We start from the raw sequence: 16,616 nt of genomic DNA on the forward strand, positions 1-16,616 counted from the left end.
CTTATCTAGCAATATTTACAGCACGTGTTTCACGGATTACTGTAACACGAACTTGACCTGGGTAAGTCATTTCGTTTTGAATTTTATCAGAAATTAAGAATGATAGTTCAGCAGCTTTTGCATCATCTACTTTATCACTTTCTACGATTACACGTAATTCTCTTCCGGCTTGAATAGCGTAAGCTTTTTCAACACCATCAAAATTTAATGCAGTCGTTTCTAAATCTTTTAAACGTTGAATGTAAGATTCAACAACTTGTCTTCTTGCTCCTGGACGAGCACCCGAAATAGCATCGGCAACTTGAATAATTGGAGATAATAACGATGTCATCTCAATTTCGTCGTGGTGAGCTCCAATGGCGTTAACTACATCAGGATGTTCACCATATTTCTCAGCCCATTGCATACCTAAAATAGCGTGAGGTAACTCAGATTCCTCTTCAGGAACTTTACCTATATCGTGTAATAAACCTGCACGTTTCGCTAATTTTGGATTTAATCCTAATTCAGCAGCTAATGTTCCGGCTAAATTTGCAACTTCACGAGAGTGTTGTAATAAATTTTGACCATAAGAAGAACGATACTTCATACGACCTACAATCTTAACTAAATCTTTGTGTAATCCGTGGATACCTAAATCTAAGATTGTTTTCTTACCTATTTCAATGATCTCATCTTCGATTTGTTTAGTAGTTTTTGCAACTACTTCCTCAATACGAGCAGGATGTATACGTCCGTCAGTTACTAAACGGTGTAATGATAAACGAGCAATTTCACGTCTTACTGGATCAAAACATGATAAAATGATTGCTTCTGGCGTGTCATCAACAATAATTTCAACACCTGTTGCTGCTTCTATCGCACGAATATTACGACCTTCACGACCGATGATTCGTCCTTTGATTTCATCAGATTCAATATTAAATACAGAAACTGAATTTTCAATTGCTTGCTCTGTTCCGATTCGTTGAATTGCAGAAACTACAATTTTACGAGCTTCATTTTTAGCATTTAATTCTGCATCCTCCATAATTTCTTGGATGTGTGCTTGTGCTTTTGTTTTAGCCTCATCTTTTAAAACTTCAATCAACTCAGCACGAGCTTCTTCAGCAGAATAATTTGAGATTTTTTCCAAGATCTCTACTTGTTTTTTGTGCATCGTATCAACTTCCTTTTGTTTGATATTTAGTTTATCGATACGCGACTGTAAGTTACCTTTTTCAGACTTGATATTGTCTTTTTGTTTTTGAATTTCAGAAAGATCATATTTTACACGATCTTCTCTCTCTTTCACTTTAAGTTCAGCATCAGAAACCTTACGCTCACGTTGGTTAATAACCTCTTCGTGTTTCGATTTTAATTCAAGAAATTTCTCTTTTGCTTGAAGAATTTTTTCTTTTTTAGTGGCTTCGCCTTCCTTTTCAGCTTCATTAATTATGCTTTGAGCTTTGCGAGTAGCTTCATCAATTAATTCTTGGTTTTGTTTATCTACCGATTTTTTTGATGAGAAATACCCTACTACAGCTCCAATAATTAATGTAACAAGTGCAATGATAATAGTACTTGGTTCCATAGCGTTTTGTAATGTTATATATATAAAAAAACCTACATTAGTCAGTATAAATTGTGTTAACTCCTGTAAACAGGATTTGAGTTATCTTAATCGGCAAGTTTCCACTGACATATAAATATGTGCCCGAAGGTTGTGGCCTACTTTTAGATTAATGTTCACTCGGTAACAATATAAGTGTTGAGTTAACCAAAATAGCTAGAACTAATGTAGGAATATTATTAAAGGTATCTAATTGTTAAACATTAGACACCAGAACTTCTCTTATTTTACGATTGATTGATCAATCAATTCTAATAACTTTGAGATTCTTTCTGCAGTAATCTCTTCGTTATCTTTCATCTGTTTTTTTAATTTTGCTTCACGAATAGCTAACTGAATTGCCGCCATAGCTAAGGCATCTTGTTTATCAGATACAGAGTATTTCTCTTCAAACTGACGTAAGATTCCTGAAATTTCTTGCGCACACTCTAAAATCATCGCTTCCTCTTCAGGTTTGATGTTCATAGGATAGATGCGTGAAGCAATTTTAATCTCAATTCGTTGAGTTGACATTCTTTTAACTGTTTGTTTTAATTTGAGCGATACACGAGTCGACCTCTTTGATTAATTTATTCATTTTGAGTTTCATCATTTTTTTATATTCTTGATTACCGCTCATTCCATTCACTACTTTTAATCTTTTTACTTCTTCCATTAAGTTAAGACTATGTACCTGTGAATCTCTCAATTTATTTTTTAGTCGTGTGTTCTCTGTTTCAAGAACCACCAACTCTTCCTTTATTTTTTTATAATTCTCTAACAGGTCTAAAACTTTGCTTTCAAGCGCGTTAAATTTTATATTTTCTTCCATCATCAGAGAATCAATTTTATTCTAGCTTCTATTGCAAAAATAACATTTTTTTAAATCAAATCAATATAGAAAACTAAATTTTATCAGTTTTTTCTTATCACTTGAAAAATAAGGATTTAATAAAACTGATTTTTTATTTTAGGTGTTTGATATACCTTTTCTTTATAATTTTAATTTAAATCGTAACTGTAATTTTAGCAAATTAAGTTGAGAAAAATCGGACTGATTTTATTAAAGATTTAACCTCAACTTTAGTTTTATTTCTTTTAAAAATATGACTTGTAGTTATAAATATACGTTTTTTCAAAAGCTTTATTTACTTCTTATATTAAATTATTTAAATCTATAATTTTACAAAGTTTTATAATTGATTATCATAGAGATAATTTAATTTGTTATAAAATATTTCTCAATTAATTTTCAGAAATTCAAAACTTTAATGAAGTTTGTAACAGATTTAAACTATTTTTAAAAATTTACAACCCAACAGAGAGAAAATGAAAGTGATTAAACCTATATATTTCAGTTTATTTTTAGCATCAATGACGTTTGGTCAGCGAGCAGAACAACCAAAATCGGATACTTACCCAAAGAATGATTTTGTTAATCCTATGGAAATTAGAAATTTATTAGCTGGAAATTTTGGTGAATTAAGATCAAATCATTTTCATAGTGGATTAGATATAAAAACGCAGCAACGCGAAGGTTTAAAGATATTTGCTGTTGGTGACGGTTATATTTCAAGAATTAATGTTTCTCCAACCGGTTATGGAAATGCAATTTATATAGACCATCCAAACGGATATACTTCTGTATATGCGCATTTACAACAATTTGACGGCCCTATCAAAGAATATATTAGAAAGAAACAATATGAACAAAAGTCTTTCAAAGTAGAAGTATACCCAGAACCAAATGAATTAAAAGTTTCTAAAGGTCAATTAATTGCATTATCTGGAAATTCAGGCGGATCGGCTGGGCCTCACCTACACTTTGAAATTCGTCATACTAAAACCGAAGAACCTATTAACCCATTTTATTTTGGCTACGACATTCCAGACACAAGTAAACCTAATATTTTAGGAACTTATATTTACCCAATTCAAGGTAAAGTTAATGGATCATCTAACCGTACAACAATTGCAAATGGTGCAACTATTAATGCGTCTGGACAAATAGGATTTGGGATAAAAGCTTATGATAAACATGATGGTGCTGATAATAACAACGGTGTGCATCAAATTGATGTTTTTGTAAACGACGAACCTATATATACGTTTACGGCTAATCGTTTTTCTTTTGATGAAACACGAGCTATAAATTCAGTTTGTGATTACTCCGATTTAATGCGAAATAACAGTTGGGTTTATCAAGCATTTGTAAAGGATGGAAATCCATTGCGAGTTTTTTCTAATTTAAAAAATAATGGAATCTTAGCCATCGAAGAAGGTAAAACTTATAAAGTTAAAATTGTAACTTCTGATTATGCTCAGAATTCTTCATCAGTTTCATTTACAATTAATGGACAAGCTTATACAGAAACAACTCAAAAAACATTTATAAATCCTATTTATTGGAACAAAGAAAATTCTTTTAAAGCGGATGGAATCGAAATCTTTTTCCCGAAAGGAATTTTTTATGAGGATTTTGATTTAGCCTACAAAAAAGAAGGTATAAAACATCGTATTGGTGATTGGAATTTTCCGGTTCATCAATATTACACAATTTCATTAGATCCTACTGAAGATATACCTACAGCTCATTTAGAAAAGGCGATTGTTGTAAGACAATATCAAAAAAAGGGAGCTTGGAAAAAATCGTATGAATCTACAGAATTAAAAAATGGAAAATTAATTTCGAAGGTTCGTGATTTTGGAATTTTCTCGATCGAAATCGATTATACTAAACCAACAATTACTCCGTTAAATATTAAGGAAAATAGTCAATTCACGAGTACAAAAAGTAAAATCAATTTTACAATCCATGACGGGCAATCTGGTATCAAAGAATACAATGCTTACATTGATGGAAAATGGGTTTTAGCAGAATATGACAAAAAAATAAATAGATTATCGATTGATCTAAATTCGGAAGAAATTTCAATCGGTGATCACCAACTAGAACTAAACGTAAAAGATGAAAAAAACAACACTTCTACCTACAATGCTACATTCAAAAAAATATCTTAGCACTTTAGGATTTACCTTATTAGGAGGAGTTTTATTTGCACAAACGGCTCAAGTTACAGGTAAAGTTGTTGATGGAAATCAGCAACCTTTAGCCAACGCGGAAGTAGTTTGGAAAGATCAATCTACATATACTGATGCTGAAGGTAATTTCTCTATTCAGATTCCATCAAATGAATCGGTAACGGTTACATTTCATCACGAAGGTAGATTAGCTTACGCTGAAACATTAAATCTAAAAGATAATAATCGTAAACAGTTATTTGTACTTTTAGCATCAGATGAACGTAACACAATTGATTTAAATACCGCTGAAATCACATTTCAATCCAATAAAAATAAACCTTTTCAGAGTACTTCTTTAAGTGCTGCTCAGATGCAACAAGGTCCAAGTTTAACGGGTGGAGTTACTGATTTATTAAAAACCTTACCTTTCGTAAATTCGAATACTGAATTAAGTTCGCAATATATGGTGCGTGGTGGAAACTACGACGAAAACTTAATCTATGTAAATGGGATCGAAATTTATAAACCGCAGTTAATTCGTAATGGTGAACAAGAAGGTTTAGGTTTTGTAAATCCACATATGACGCAATTCGTTAATTTTTCTGCTGGAGGTTGGGAAGCGAAATACGGAGACAAAATGTCTTCGGTTTTAGATATTTATTACAAACGTCCAAAGAAATTCGAAGGTCAGTTAGAAGCGAGTTTAATGGGTGGAAGTTTAACACTTGGTACGGGTTCTAAAAATCAAAAATTTAGTGCAATAGTTGGTGCACGTTACCAAAACAGAAATTTAGTTTTAAATACGCTGGATGGCGATACCAACTTTAATCCTGAATACTACGATGTTCAAGCGAATTTAAATTATCAATTAAATGAAAAATGGAACGTGAATTTCTTAGGAACAGTTTCTCGTTCTCGTTTTGAAATGATTCCAAAAAATCGTGACACATATTTCGGAACTTTAACAAATCCTCTTTTATTAACTGTTCAATACAATGGTAAGGAAGACGACAGATTCGGTACTGAAACTGGAAGTTTATCCTTCAATTATAAAGCGAATGATAAATTAGATTTAGGTTTAGATGTATTCGCTTATCATTCGAAAGAACGTGAGTATTTTGATATTCAAGGTGCTTATTTGATTTCAGAAGTTGATCAAGAAGGAAATACAATGCAAACGTATGATGTTGGTGCACAAATCGACCACGCACGAAATAATTTTGACGCATTGGTAGCAGGTGTTCAGCACAAAGGGAAATATAAAATAAATACGAATAATGATATTGAATGGGGTTTAAAATTCCAACAAGAAGATATTCGTGATTTATTGAATGAATGGCAAGTAATTGATTCTTTAGGATATTCTGTTTCAAATCCAACTTTAGGCGACGGTATGCAACTAAATTATTACGTAAATGCGCGTAATAATGTAAAATCGAATCGTTTTTCTGGATATGCACAATATTCAACAAAATTTATGTGGAACGATGCTAAAGTCATGGTAAATGTTGGTGTACGATCAGCTTACTGGGATTTTAATGAAGAAACTACATTTTCACCTCGTGGACAAGTTGCCGTAAAACCTGATTGGGAAAAAGATATGTTGTTCCGTTTTGCTGCCGGAGTGTATTATCAACCTCCATTCTATCGCGAAATGCGACGTTTAGATGGAACTTTAAATCAAGACATCAAATCGCAACAATCAATCCATTTTATTTTAGGTCATGATTATGAATTTACTTGGATGAATCGTCCTTTTAAATTAACGACAGAAGCATACTATAAAATGTTAAACGATTTAAATCCATATTTCGTAGACAATGTTCGTGTTCGTTACCAAGCGCATAATAATTCGGAAGGTTATGCTTACGGAGTTGATATGCGTCTATTCGGACAATTCGTTCCAGGAGTAGATTCTTGGTTCTCGGCTTCGTATGCAAGAGCATATCAAAACATCGATAATCGTGGAGACATTCCATTACCAACAGATCCAAGATTCAAGGTTTCGGCATTCTTCCAAGATTACATGGATTTTTTACCATCGTTTAAAGTCAATGTTAATTTAATTTATGCTTCTGGACTTCCAAACGGAGCGCCACAATTTACAGATCCTTACAGCTATACTTCTTATTTACAAGATTACAAGCGTGTGGATATTGGATTTGTGAAAGAATTTGTAAATCAAAAAGATTTAAAACCTTCTGCCGGTTCTTTGTTTAGTAAGTTTAAAGAAGTTTCTGTCGGATTAGATATTTTTAATATTTTCGATATCCGAAATGAAATCAGCAACACATGGATTACCGATGTAAATACTTCTAATGTTTATGCGGTTCCAAACCGATTAACAGGACGTTTCTTAAATGCAAAAGTTAATTTTAAATTTTAATATAAAAAAGACATCTTTTTAAGGTGTCTTTTTTCTTTAAATAAACCTTACATTTACACGCGCTTCTCCGACAAGAAGCGCTTATTTTATTACTAATTCTGTCAAAAAGTCACACTATGCGCATTGGCAAACTATTTGATTCTTTAAAGGGCAAAAACAAGCATACTATGTCTGAACAAAATATAAACGAAGAGATTCAAGATCAAAATATCAATCCAGAAGTACAAAACGAAGAAACAGCTGCAACTGAAGAAGTGGTTGAACAAAAATCTGAAGTTGAAGTATTAAAAGAAGAATTACAAAAAGAAAAAGAACAATATCTACGTTTATTCGCTGAGTTTGATAACTTTAAAAAGCGTACATCTCGCGAGCGTATAGACATTTTTAAAACTGCTAATAAAGAAGTAATCACTGCTCTATTACCTGTAGTTGATGATTTTGAGCGTGCAATGCCTCAAATAAAAAAATCAGAAGATGATGCTTTAGTTACTGGAGTTGAATTAATTCAAAACAAATTAATTGAAACTTTACGTGGAAAAGGTTTAATCGCTATGGAAGTAAAAGCTGGTGATGATTTTAACACTGATTTACACGAAGCTATTACACAAATTCCTGCTCCGTCAGATGACTTAAAAGGAAAAGTTGTTGATTGTGTAGAAACTGGTTACATGTTACAAGACGTTGTAATCCGTTACGCGAAGGTAGTAGTTGGAATGTAATTTATTGAAAATTAGTCATGTCGAATAAAAGAGATTTTTACGAAATATTAGGTGTATCAAAATCTGCATCAGCTGCAGAAATTAAGAAAGCCTATCGCAAACTTGCCATCAAATATCATCCTGACAAAAATCCGGATGACAAAGAGGCAGAAGAAAAATTCAAAGAAGCTGCAGAAGCTTACGAAGTTTTAAGTGACGATAACAAACGTGCTCGTTATGATCAATTTGGTCATGCAGGTATGGGAGGTGCTGCTGGTGGAGGCGGCGGCTTCGGTGGCGGCGGAATGAACATGGAAGATATCTTCTCTCAATTTGGAGATATTTTCGGTGGTGGTTTCGGCGGATTTGGCGGAGGTCAATCTCGTGGTCCACGTCGCATCAAAGGTTCAGATTTACGTATTCGCGTTAAATTGAACTTAGAAGAAATGGTTAACGGTGTTGATAAAAAAATCAAAGTTAAACGTTTCAAACAAGCTGAAGGAGCAACTGCTAAAACTTGTACAACTTGTAACGGTTCTGGACAACAAGTTCGTGTTACAAATACAATGTTTGGTCAGATGCAAACGGCAGCAACTTGTGGAACATGTCAAGGAGTTGGTAAAGTTGCTGACCATATTCCTCCAGGTGCAAACAACCAAGGATTAATTAAAGTTGAAGAAACTGTAGAAATTAAAATTCCTGCTGGAGCAAGAGAAGGTATTCAATTACAAGTTCGTGGAAAAGGTAATGACGCTCCTTTTGATGGTATCCCTGGAGATTTATTAGTTGTGATTGAAGAGGAAGAACACGACACATTAAAACGTGACGGAAATAATCTTCATTATGATTTATATATTTCTATTCCTGATGCTGTTTTAGGAAGCTCGCAAGAAGTACCGACAGTGAACGGAAAAGTTAAAATTAAAATTGACAAAGGAACACAATCAGGGAAAGTATTACGTTTAAAAGGTCAAGGTTTAGTTGATTTAAATGGATATGGAAAAGGCGATTTATTTGTTCACGTAAACATTTGGACTCCTACTGATTTAACAAAAGAACAAGAAGCATTTTTCGAGAAAATGAGAGACGACTCTCACTTCTCACCTGAACCTTCAAAAAATGAAAAATCATTCTTTGATCGTGTAAGAGATATGTTTCAATAGATTTAAATAATATTACACTACGATATAAAAGCGCTTTCTAAATTTAGGAAGCGCTTTTTTTTAGAATATTTTAAAAATTTGGTTGGATATTGAATAATTATCTTAAATTTAATGTACACTAAATCAAGAATTAATATTCTAAAATTAACACAATGAAGAAAAATTTTACGCTTGTCCTATCAGCGTTTATTTTGTCGTGTACTGCAAACGCACAAGATTACAATGCCATCATAGGAAGTCACCTTACAAAAACTACCCAGAACACTACTGATTTTCAAATTACTCAAAATGTTTTTAATGAAAAAACAAATGGAAATCAACTACATATTCAAAGAGTTTATCAGGGAATCCCAATTTATACAGCTTACGCAACTTACTTAGTAAAAAATAACCAAGTACAATGGGCTGCACAAAGCGAAATATTCGACGCGAATTTAGGTTCGATAGAAACAACACCTCAATTGTCATTTGAACAAGCTGCTCAAAAATTAGCACAAACTGAAGGTTTAAATCTATATCAAGCGAAATCAACTGATACCAATACAACAAAGCAAGGAATTTATACTTTTACAGATCAAGCTCCTCAAATTAATTATTATATAGATGAAAATAAACAAGCTTATTTAGCTTATGTTTTCTTAGTTAAAATTAACAAAGACGAACATTTTGACTTATATGATGTTGTTGTAGATGCAAAAACTGGAACTGTTTTAGAAAAGCATAATCAAACATTATCTTGTGGTTTCAATCACGATTCATTTGCTAATGAAAGTTTAGATACATTTAATAAATCTGAATGGGCTTGGTTATATGATGCTGAAGATGCTACAAATGAGAATCCATCATACAATGTATTCAAACTCCCTGTTGAAGCTCCAACTTTTGGTGATAGAACAATCTACAACCAAGGTGCTTTTAATACGACAGCTTCTCCAAACGGATGGCATAATTTTGATGGTACAGAAAATACAATTACAAGAGGAAATAATACAAGAACAGTTCACGATCACGAATCTATAGGTTACCAAACTTATTCAGGAGGTAATGCAACCACAACTGATTATGTAGACGGAGGTGTTAATAGAAACTTCGATTTCCCTGTTGATAGAAATACACATCCATACAATTATAAAGAAGCATCAGCTACGAACTTATTTTACATGTCTAACGTAATGCACGATATATTTTATCGTTATGGATTTACGGAAGAATTTGGAAATTTCCAGGCTGATAATTACGGAAAAGGTGGTACAGGAAACGATCCTGTTATCTCATTAGCGCAGACAGGTTTTGCTTTAGGAGCAACAGATAATGCAACATTTTCTACACCATCAGATGGTGGACATCCACGTATGGCGATGTACTTATGGAGCCCGCCAACAACATTTGCTGGAAAACCATTGACTATAAATTCTCCAAGCGGAATTTCAGGTGATTATGAAGCTTTAGAAGGAGCTTTCTCTGCTCCATTACCAACTACTCCACTTACAAGAGATTTAGTTTTAGTTAGAAAAAATGAAACGACTGGAACTCCATACGATGCTTGTGGTACAATTTCTAATCCAAGCGAAGTAAATGGAAAAATTGCGGTAGTATTACGTGGAGATTGTAGTTTTGTTGAAAAAGTACAAAATGCACAAGATGCAGGTGCAGAAGGTGTTATTGTTGTAAATAACGTTGCCGGATCAATAAGTATGGGTGGAGAATCTACTACAATTACAATTCCAGCAATATCAGTTACTAATACGATCGGAAATCCAATTGTTTCTAATTTAGAAAGTAACACTGTAGTAAATGGAACGATTAAATTTATTGACATTCCTTATATTGACGGAAGTTTTGATAATGGAATCGTTGCTCACGAATACGGACACGGAATCTCAACTCGTTTAACTGGTCCACGTACAAATTCTGCTTGTTTAAGTAATACAGAACAAATGGGTGAAGGTTGGTCTGATTTCTTTGGATTAATGATTACTCAATTACCTACAGATACAGCAACTAAAAACAGAGGAATTGGTACATTTGCTGTAAATCAAGCGACAACTGGTCGTGGAATTCGTCCTACTCCATATACTACAAACATGTCAGTGAACCCAGTAACTTATGCAAATGTTGCAAGTTACGGTAACAACGATTCGCCACACCGTACAGGATATGTGTGGGCAACTATGTTATGGGATTTAAACTGGAAGATGATTGAAAATTATGGATTTACACCAGATTTATTAAATGGTAATGCTGGTAATACGAAAGCATTAGATTTAGTTATGGAAGGTTTAAGATTACAACCATGTCGTCCAGGATTTGTTGATGGTAGAGATGCAATCTTAGCTGCTGACGTAGCATTAAATGAAGGAGCTAACCAATGTGATATTTGGTCAGTATTTGCTCGTCGTGGTTTAGGATATTCTGCTGATCAAGGTTCTTCAAACAGTAGAATTGACGGAACTGCAGCATTTGATATGCCACCAGCTGAAGTATTAAATTGTGAATTAAAAACAACTGATATTAAAGACGAATCTTTCAAATTATTCCCTAATCCAGCTAAAGATATTGTTCATTTCTATGATGATTCTTTAACAGGAAAAATCAAAGTTGAGATTGTGGATATGGTTGGACGCGTTGTTTCATCAGAAAATGTTGAATTACAAAATAACAGAAATTCAATTAACACTGCTAACTTACCAAAAGGAGTTTACGTTTTAAAATTCCATACAAGTAACGGTACAGTTTCTAAGAAATTAATTAAGAACTAATTCTTATAAATTTATAACAACTAAAAAGCCACTCAATTGAGTGGCTTTTTTATTTAAAATATTTTAGTGTTTATGATTTGAATGATCTTCTTTTTTAGGTAATTCGTTAGACGTACCTTCTAATTCACGATCATATAAACAACAGCTATGTAAAGATTGATACACTTTTTCATCAGCTAACTTTTCATTTGTATCGTGACCAACTGCAACAATTGCATCTTCAACAACCTCTAAATTATTTTTCTTTTCGTTTAAAATAATTCTCAACGTTTGCGAATCAGCATTCCAATCTGCAGTTTTTACCCCAGATACGCTATAAGCAGCTTTTTCAATTCGTTCTTTACACATTCCACAATTACCTTTAACATGTAATTCGTGCTTTGCATTTTTATTTTGTGCTTGCGCACTAATTCCCATAACAGCAACTAATGCTATTGAAAGTAATGTTTTCATATTATTATTATTTGTTTTGTTTTATTAATCAAAATATTAAATTAATCTTTATCCTATTTTATACTAAATCGTAAACCTGCATAAAACATTTGTCCAAAAATTGGCGCGTACACAACGGTACTGTCAAAATTAGAATCAAAAGGATTATCAACAGCTAAAATTACGCGATGTTGTTGATAATTTGTGATGTTTTCACCACCGACATAAACTTCAAAAGTATCAGAAAATACACGAGTAATTTGTGCGTTAATCGTTCCAAAAGGATTTGAATATTCACCTAATTGATTTTCTGGTAAATTATCAGAAGTATTAGGTAATCGCTGTTTTCCGATCCAATTATACGTCATATCAAAACGCCAATATTTTCCATTTCTTTCGTGAGTTTGATATTCTGCATTTGCAAAGAAACGATGTTTTGCTTGCAATGGTTTTTCCAAACGACCATTTTCATAATCAGTTTGTATATCATAATGTTTGTACGCTGCGCGAATATTAAAATTATGAAATGGATTATAATTAAAATCAAATTGAAACGAATTTGCAAACGATTCTCCATCTAAATTATAAAATCGAACTTGACGAGCTGAATAATCAATATCTGTAACAATTTGATTCTCGAAATCAGTTCGGTAAAAATCAGCAGTTACGTCTGCATTTCTTCCAAATAATGTAAACTTTTGAGAAAGACTAATTCCATAATTCCATGCGATTTCAGGATCTAAACCATAGATCTCACCTCCTTGCCCAATAATATTAAAATTTCTTGCTGAAGCAAACAAATTTTGATTTTCTGCAAAAATATTGTTGATTCGTTTTCCTCTACCAACTGAAGCTTTGATCGTTGTGTTTTCCCAAGGCGTGTAACGTGTATGAATACGTGGCGTTACGAAAACTCCCATTCGATTATGATAATCTAAACGACCACCAACGATGGCGTTAAAATTCTTCAAATTATCGTACGTGTATTCAAAAAATACTCCTGCCGAATTATCTATACGGTTAAACTCTTGTACATTTGGCAACATTGTAAATTCTTCAAATTTATCCCAAGTAAAACTTGCTCCAGTCGAGAATTTATTTTTTGTATTACCTAAAATCGAGTTAAAAATAAAATTTGAATAAAAACTTTGATGACTCGCATTATACTCATTTAAACCAAAGTAAGATTCTTGATTATAATAACTATAAGCCGTTTGTAACCCCATACTTTGAAAAGGCATTTCAGGGAAAACGTAACCTAATTTAGCTGAAACATCTACTTTATCCGTCGCGATTTCAGATCCCCAATACGTTTGTGAATAACGATGTTTACGTTGATCAAAATCTTTTTGACCACCTTGTTTTAAATCTGTTAAATATCGTCCCGAAATAAATGCAACAACTCCCTTTTCAGGATTTGTGTATTGCCAACGATTCATGATATTCACTTGATTTCCCATTGGATTATCCAAAAAGCCATCCTCATTCATATCATTTTCTTTTGTACGCGCATTTCCATGTAAAAATAAAGAGGTTGCCCATTTATCTGAAACCTTTTTATTTAAATGAACATTAGCTTCGTAACGAGAATCTGTCGAACCAAATAAATTAACAAATAATGGGATATCATTCGCAGGCTTGATTAATTCAGTATTAATCTGCCCAGAAATACTTTCATATCCATTCACTACGGTTCCTGCTCCTTTTGTTACTTGAATACTTTCTACCCAAGTTCCTGGAGTAAAACTTAAACCAAAAGCTTGTGAAGCACCTCGCACAGAAGGTATATTTTCTTCTGCAATTAAAATATATGGAGATGTTAAACCTAACATTTTAATTTGCTTATTTCCTGTAACAGCGTCAGAGAAATTAACATCTATTGAAGGATTTGTTTCAAAAGATTCGGCCAAATTACAACAAGCTGCTTTCAATAATTCTTTACTTGTCATAACAGACATATTTGTAGCGCCCGTTGACTTTCGTATAGAATTTCGTGTATCTGTAATTTTTACCTCTTGTAATGTATTTTCTTCAATCGGAAGAATAGAAAATGTAATCGTCTGAAACTCGTTTTGACTTGGATTAAAAGTCATATTTTGATTTTCATAAAACACTTCTAATTCACCATCAACCGAAGCGATTTCAAATTCACCATTTTCATTTGTAAGTGTAGAAATTGTTGTCGATTTCCAGATTACCTCAGCACCAATCAACGGCTGATTATTTTGATCCACAACTTTACCTTTTAAAACATCTTGCGCAAAGGCAAACGCAGCACTCAATACTAAAATTGGAGTGATTATCTTTTTCATATTATCTTTTTCGTACGTTAAAAAATTGCATAGATTACCCGATTCGATAATTTATCTCATCGAGAATAGCTGAAATACAACTTTTTAAATTTCGTAGAAAACTAATTTCTTATGTAATATATATATTGGAGGAGCATTAGATTCTACGTAAAAATCTAAATACTTTTGGAAAGTAATAACTGAATCTTTAACCGAAAATTCAATTTCTTTAACAACAGGAAATTCCTGAAAAACGATCGGATTTACCTTTAAAACATCAACCGTTTGTTGGTCTTGAAGATCATCTGCGTAAGCTATATCTTTACAGCAATCATCGTCTTTTTCTGGCTTTTCCTCTGGAATTTCGCAATGTTTAGTTTCTTTTTTTTCAGCGCAACATGAAGTTGGCATTTGCATTTTACAAATTTTATTATCAAAGTGATTTAACTTTACGTTTTCCACCTGACCTTGACAAAAATGCATAGAAAATGCGACACTTAAATTGGAAACAATCAATAGAAGTGACAATACAAATCGGATGTAATTTTGCATTTTCATTGGAACAAAGTTAATAAAATTGATTTATAATCTTATCAAACTTTTATTTTTAGAATTTATCTGTAAAAAATGAATCATTTCATCCCTTATTCCTTTTCATTAGTCGTTAAAATTCCTTAAAATTGCATTTTAAATTGAACACACATATATTATGTCAGAAGATATTTTCAAGAAGGTCATTTCACACGCAAAAGAGTATGGATTTATTTTCCAATCGAGTGAGATTTATGATGGATTATCAGCAGTTTATGATTACGGTCAAAACGGAGCTGAATTAAAAAACAATATCAAACAATATTGGTGGAAAGCAATGGTACAAATGAACGAGAATATCGTTGGTATCGATTCTGCAATTTTCATGCACCCTACTACTTGGAAGGCTTCTGGACACGTTGATGCATTTAATGATCCATTAATTGATAATAAAGATTCTAAAAAACGTTACCGCGCTGATGTTTTAATTGAAGATCATTGTGCGAAAATCGAAGCAAAAATTGACAAAGAAGTTGCTAAAGCTGCAAAACGTTTTGGTGATGCTTTTGATAAAAACGAATTTATCTCTACAAACGCTAGAGTTTTAGAATATCAAAATCAAATCAATACAATTTTAGCTCGCATGGGAAAATCATTAGAAAATAATGATTTAGAAGATGTAAAAGCTTTAATTGAAGAATTGGAAATTGCTGATCCAATGACAGGTTCTAAAAACTGGACAGAAGTTCGTCAATTTAACTTAATGTTCGGAACTAAATTAGGAGCAACTGCTGACCAAGCAATGGATTTATATTTACGTCCTGAAACTGCACAAGGTATTTTCTTAAACTACCTAAACGTACAGAAAACTGGACGTATGAAGTTACCTTTCGGGATTGCACAAATTGGTAAAGCTTTCAGAAATGAAATTGTAGCTCGTCAATTTATTTTCCGTCAACGTGAGTTTGAACAAATGGAAATGCAATTTTTCGTAAAACCAGGAACTGAATTAGAATGGTACGAAAAATGGAAAGAAACACGTATTAAGTGGCACCGCGCTTTAGGTTTAGGTGATGATAACTATCGTTTCCACGACCACGAAAAATTAGCACACTATGCAAATGCTGCTGCTGATATTGAGTTTAAATTCCCATTCGGATTTAAAGAATTAGAAGGAATCCACTCGCGTACAGATTTCGATTTAAAAGCACACGAACAACATTCAGGTAAAAAGATTCAATTCTTCGATAACGAAACAAATGAATCTTACGTTCCTTATGTCGTTGAAACTTCAGTTGGTTTAGACCGTATGTTCTTATCAATTTTCTCTAATTCATTAAAAGAAGAAGTTTTAGAAGATGGATCTGAACGTGTAGTTTTATCATTACCACCTGCATTAGCGCCAGTAAAAGCAGCTGTATTACCATTAGTTAAAAAAGATGGTTTACCAGAATTTGCTGAGCAAATCTTAAAGAAATTACGTTTAGATTTCAACGTTTCTTACGAAGAAAAAGATTCTATCGGAAAACGTTATCGTCGTATGGATGCAGTTGGAACACCTTTCTGTATTACTGTTGATCATGATTCTTTAAATGACAACACTGTTACTTTACGTTACCGTGATACAATGGAACAAAAACGTGTTGCTGTAGAGGATTTAGCACAAATCATCGATAAAGAAGTAAACATGAAATATTTGTTAGAGCAAATCTAATTTCATTTTAAATAATTTAAAAACGCC

12 protein-coding genes are annotated in these 16,616 nt (G+C 32.8%); 6 read left to right on the forward strand and 6 right to left on the reverse strand.

Features of this window, described 5'->3' with window-relative positions:
- Position 1: 1 nt before the first annotated feature.
- From rny to J9309_RS00410, 3 genes are all read right to left on the reverse strand, one after another.
- Complete coding sequence (rny, locus tag J9309_RS00400) at positions 2-1,573, reverse strand: ribonuclease Y (RefSeq protein ID WP_230476491.1); 1,572 nt, start codon at positions 1,571-1,573, stop codon at positions 2-4.
- 261 nt (positions 1,574-1,834) lie between these two features.
- A complete protein-coding gene (locus J9309_RS00405; RefSeq protein ID WP_230476492.1) occupies positions 1,835-2,125 on the reverse strand; it encodes a cell division protein ZapA in 291 nt (96 codons plus the stop codon).
- 4 nt (positions 2,126-2,129) lie between these two features.
- Positions 2,130-2,426: a hypothetical protein gene (locus tag J9309_RS00410; RefSeq protein WP_230476493.1), complete on the reverse strand. Its 297-nt coding sequence runs from the start codon at positions 2,424-2,426 to the stop codon at positions 2,130-2,132.
- A 494-nt stretch (positions 2,427-2,920) separates the two neighbouring features.
- Here J9309_RS00410 and J9309_RS00415 point away from each other — a divergent pair, with 494 nt between their 5' ends.
- From J9309_RS00415 to J9309_RS00435, 5 genes are all read left to right on the forward strand, one after another.
- Positions 2,921-4,612 (forward strand): M23 family metallopeptidase, encoded by a 1,692-nt coding sequence (locus J9309_RS00415; protein ID WP_230476494.1) that lies wholly within the window; start codon positions 2,921-2,923, stop codon positions 4,610-4,612.
- Positions 4,560-7,001: a TonB-dependent receptor gene (locus J9309_RS00420; protein WP_230476495.1), complete on the forward strand. Its 2,442-nt coding sequence runs from the start codon at positions 4,560-4,562 to the stop codon at positions 6,999-7,001. Before J9309_RS00415 ends, J9309_RS00420 begins: the two co-directional genes overlap by 53 nt.
- Positions 7,002-7,168: 167 nt before the next feature.
- On the forward strand, positions 7,169-7,720 hold the full coding sequence (locus J9309_RS00425) for a nucleotide exchange factor GrpE (protein WP_230476496.1): 552 nt from the start codon (positions 7,169-7,171) through the stop codon (positions 7,718-7,720).
- A gap of 17 nt (positions 7,721-7,737) precedes the next feature.
- Positions 7,738-8,862 carry a molecular chaperone DnaJ gene (gene dnaJ, locus J9309_RS00430; protein ID WP_230476497.1) on the forward strand — a complete coding sequence of 375 codons (1,125 nt, stop codon included), beginning with the start codon at positions 7,738-7,740 and terminating at the stop codon, positions 8,860-8,862.
- A gap of 152 nt (positions 8,863-9,014) precedes the next feature.
- Positions 9,015-11,621: a T9SS-dependent M36 family metallopeptidase gene (locus J9309_RS00435; protein ID WP_230476498.1), complete on the forward strand. Its 2,607-nt coding sequence runs from the start codon at positions 9,015-9,017 to the stop codon at positions 11,619-11,621.
- 63 nt (positions 11,622-11,684) lie between these two features.
- Here J9309_RS00435 and J9309_RS00440 read toward each other — a convergent pair whose 3' ends face one another.
- From J9309_RS00440 to J9309_RS00450, 3 genes are all read right to left on the reverse strand, one after another.
- Complete coding sequence (locus J9309_RS00440) at positions 11,685-12,074, reverse strand: heavy-metal-associated domain-containing protein (protein ID WP_230476499.1); 390 nt, start codon at positions 12,072-12,074, stop codon at positions 11,685-11,687.
- Positions 12,075-12,127: 53 nt separating this feature from the next.
- Positions 12,128-14,365 (reverse strand): TonB-dependent receptor, encoded by a 2,238-nt coding sequence (locus J9309_RS00445; protein ID WP_230476500.1) that lies wholly within the window; start codon positions 14,363-14,365, stop codon positions 12,128-12,130.
- Between the two features lie 84 nt (positions 14,366-14,449).
- Entirely contained in the window at positions 14,450-14,902 is a 453-nt protein-coding gene (locus J9309_RS00450) for an HYC_CC_PP family protein (RefSeq protein WP_230476501.1), read from the reverse strand.
- Between the two features lie 151 nt (positions 14,903-15,053).
- Here J9309_RS00450 and J9309_RS00455 point away from each other — a divergent pair, with 151 nt between their 5' ends.
- The gene (locus tag J9309_RS00455; protein ID WP_230476502.1) at positions 15,054-16,589 is read left to right on the forward strand and encodes a glycine--tRNA ligase; all 1,536 of its coding nucleotides are present in this window, start codon (positions 15,054-15,056) and stop codon (positions 16,587-16,589) included.
- Positions 16,590-16,616: the final 27 nt, after the last annotated feature.

Source organism: Faecalibacter bovis, from assembly GCF_017948305.1.
Classification (GTDB): domain Bacteria; phylum Bacteroidota; class Bacteroidia; order Flavobacteriales; family Weeksellaceae; genus Empedobacter; species Empedobacter bovis.

Excerpts from the sequence above, each read along its gene's own strand:
- J9309_RS00405 (WP_230476492.1), bottom strand. The coding sequence starts at position 2,125 with ATGTCAACTCAACGAATTGAGATTAAAATTGCTTCACGCATCTATCCT.
- J9309_RS00440 (WP_230476499.1), bottom strand. The coding sequence starts at position 12,074 with ATGAAAACATTACTTTCAATAGCATTAGTTGCTGTTATGGGAATTAGT.
- J9309_RS00445 (WP_230476500.1), bottom strand. The coding sequence starts at position 14,365 with ATGAAAAAGATAATCACTCCAATTTTAGTATTGAGTGCTGCGTTTGCC.
- J9309_RS00450 (WP_230476501.1), bottom strand. The coding sequence starts at position 14,902 with ATGAAAATGCAAAATTACATCCGATTTGTATTGTCACTTCTATTGATT.
- J9309_RS00455 (WP_230476502.1), top strand. The coding sequence starts at position 15,054 with ATGTCAGAAGATATTTTCAAGAAGGTCATTTCACACGCAAAAGAGTAT.
- rny (WP_230476491.1), bottom strand. The coding sequence starts at position 1,573 with ATGGAACCAAGTACTATTATCATTGCACTTGTTACATTAATTATTGGA.
- J9309_RS00415 (WP_230476494.1), top strand. The coding sequence starts at position 2,921 with ATGAAAGTGATTAAACCTATATATTTCAGTTTATTTTTAGCATCAATG.
- dnaJ (WP_230476497.1), top strand. The coding sequence starts at position 7,738 with ATGTCGAATAAAAGAGATTTTTACGAAATATTAGGTGTATCAAAATCT.
- J9309_RS00435 (WP_230476498.1), top strand. The coding sequence starts at position 9,015 with ATGAAGAAAAATTTTACGCTTGTCCTATCAGCGTTTATTTTGTCGTGT.
- J9309_RS00425 (WP_230476496.1), top strand. The coding sequence starts at position 7,169 with ATGTCTGAACAAAATATAAACGAAGAGATTCAAGATCAAAATATCAAT.
- J9309_RS00410 (WP_230476493.1), bottom strand. The coding sequence starts at position 2,426 with ATGATGGAAGAAAATATAAAATTTAACGCGCTTGAAAGCAAAGTTTTA.
- J9309_RS00420 (WP_230476495.1), top strand. The coding sequence starts at position 4,560 with ATGAAAAAAACAACACTTCTACCTACAATGCTACATTCAAAAAAATAT.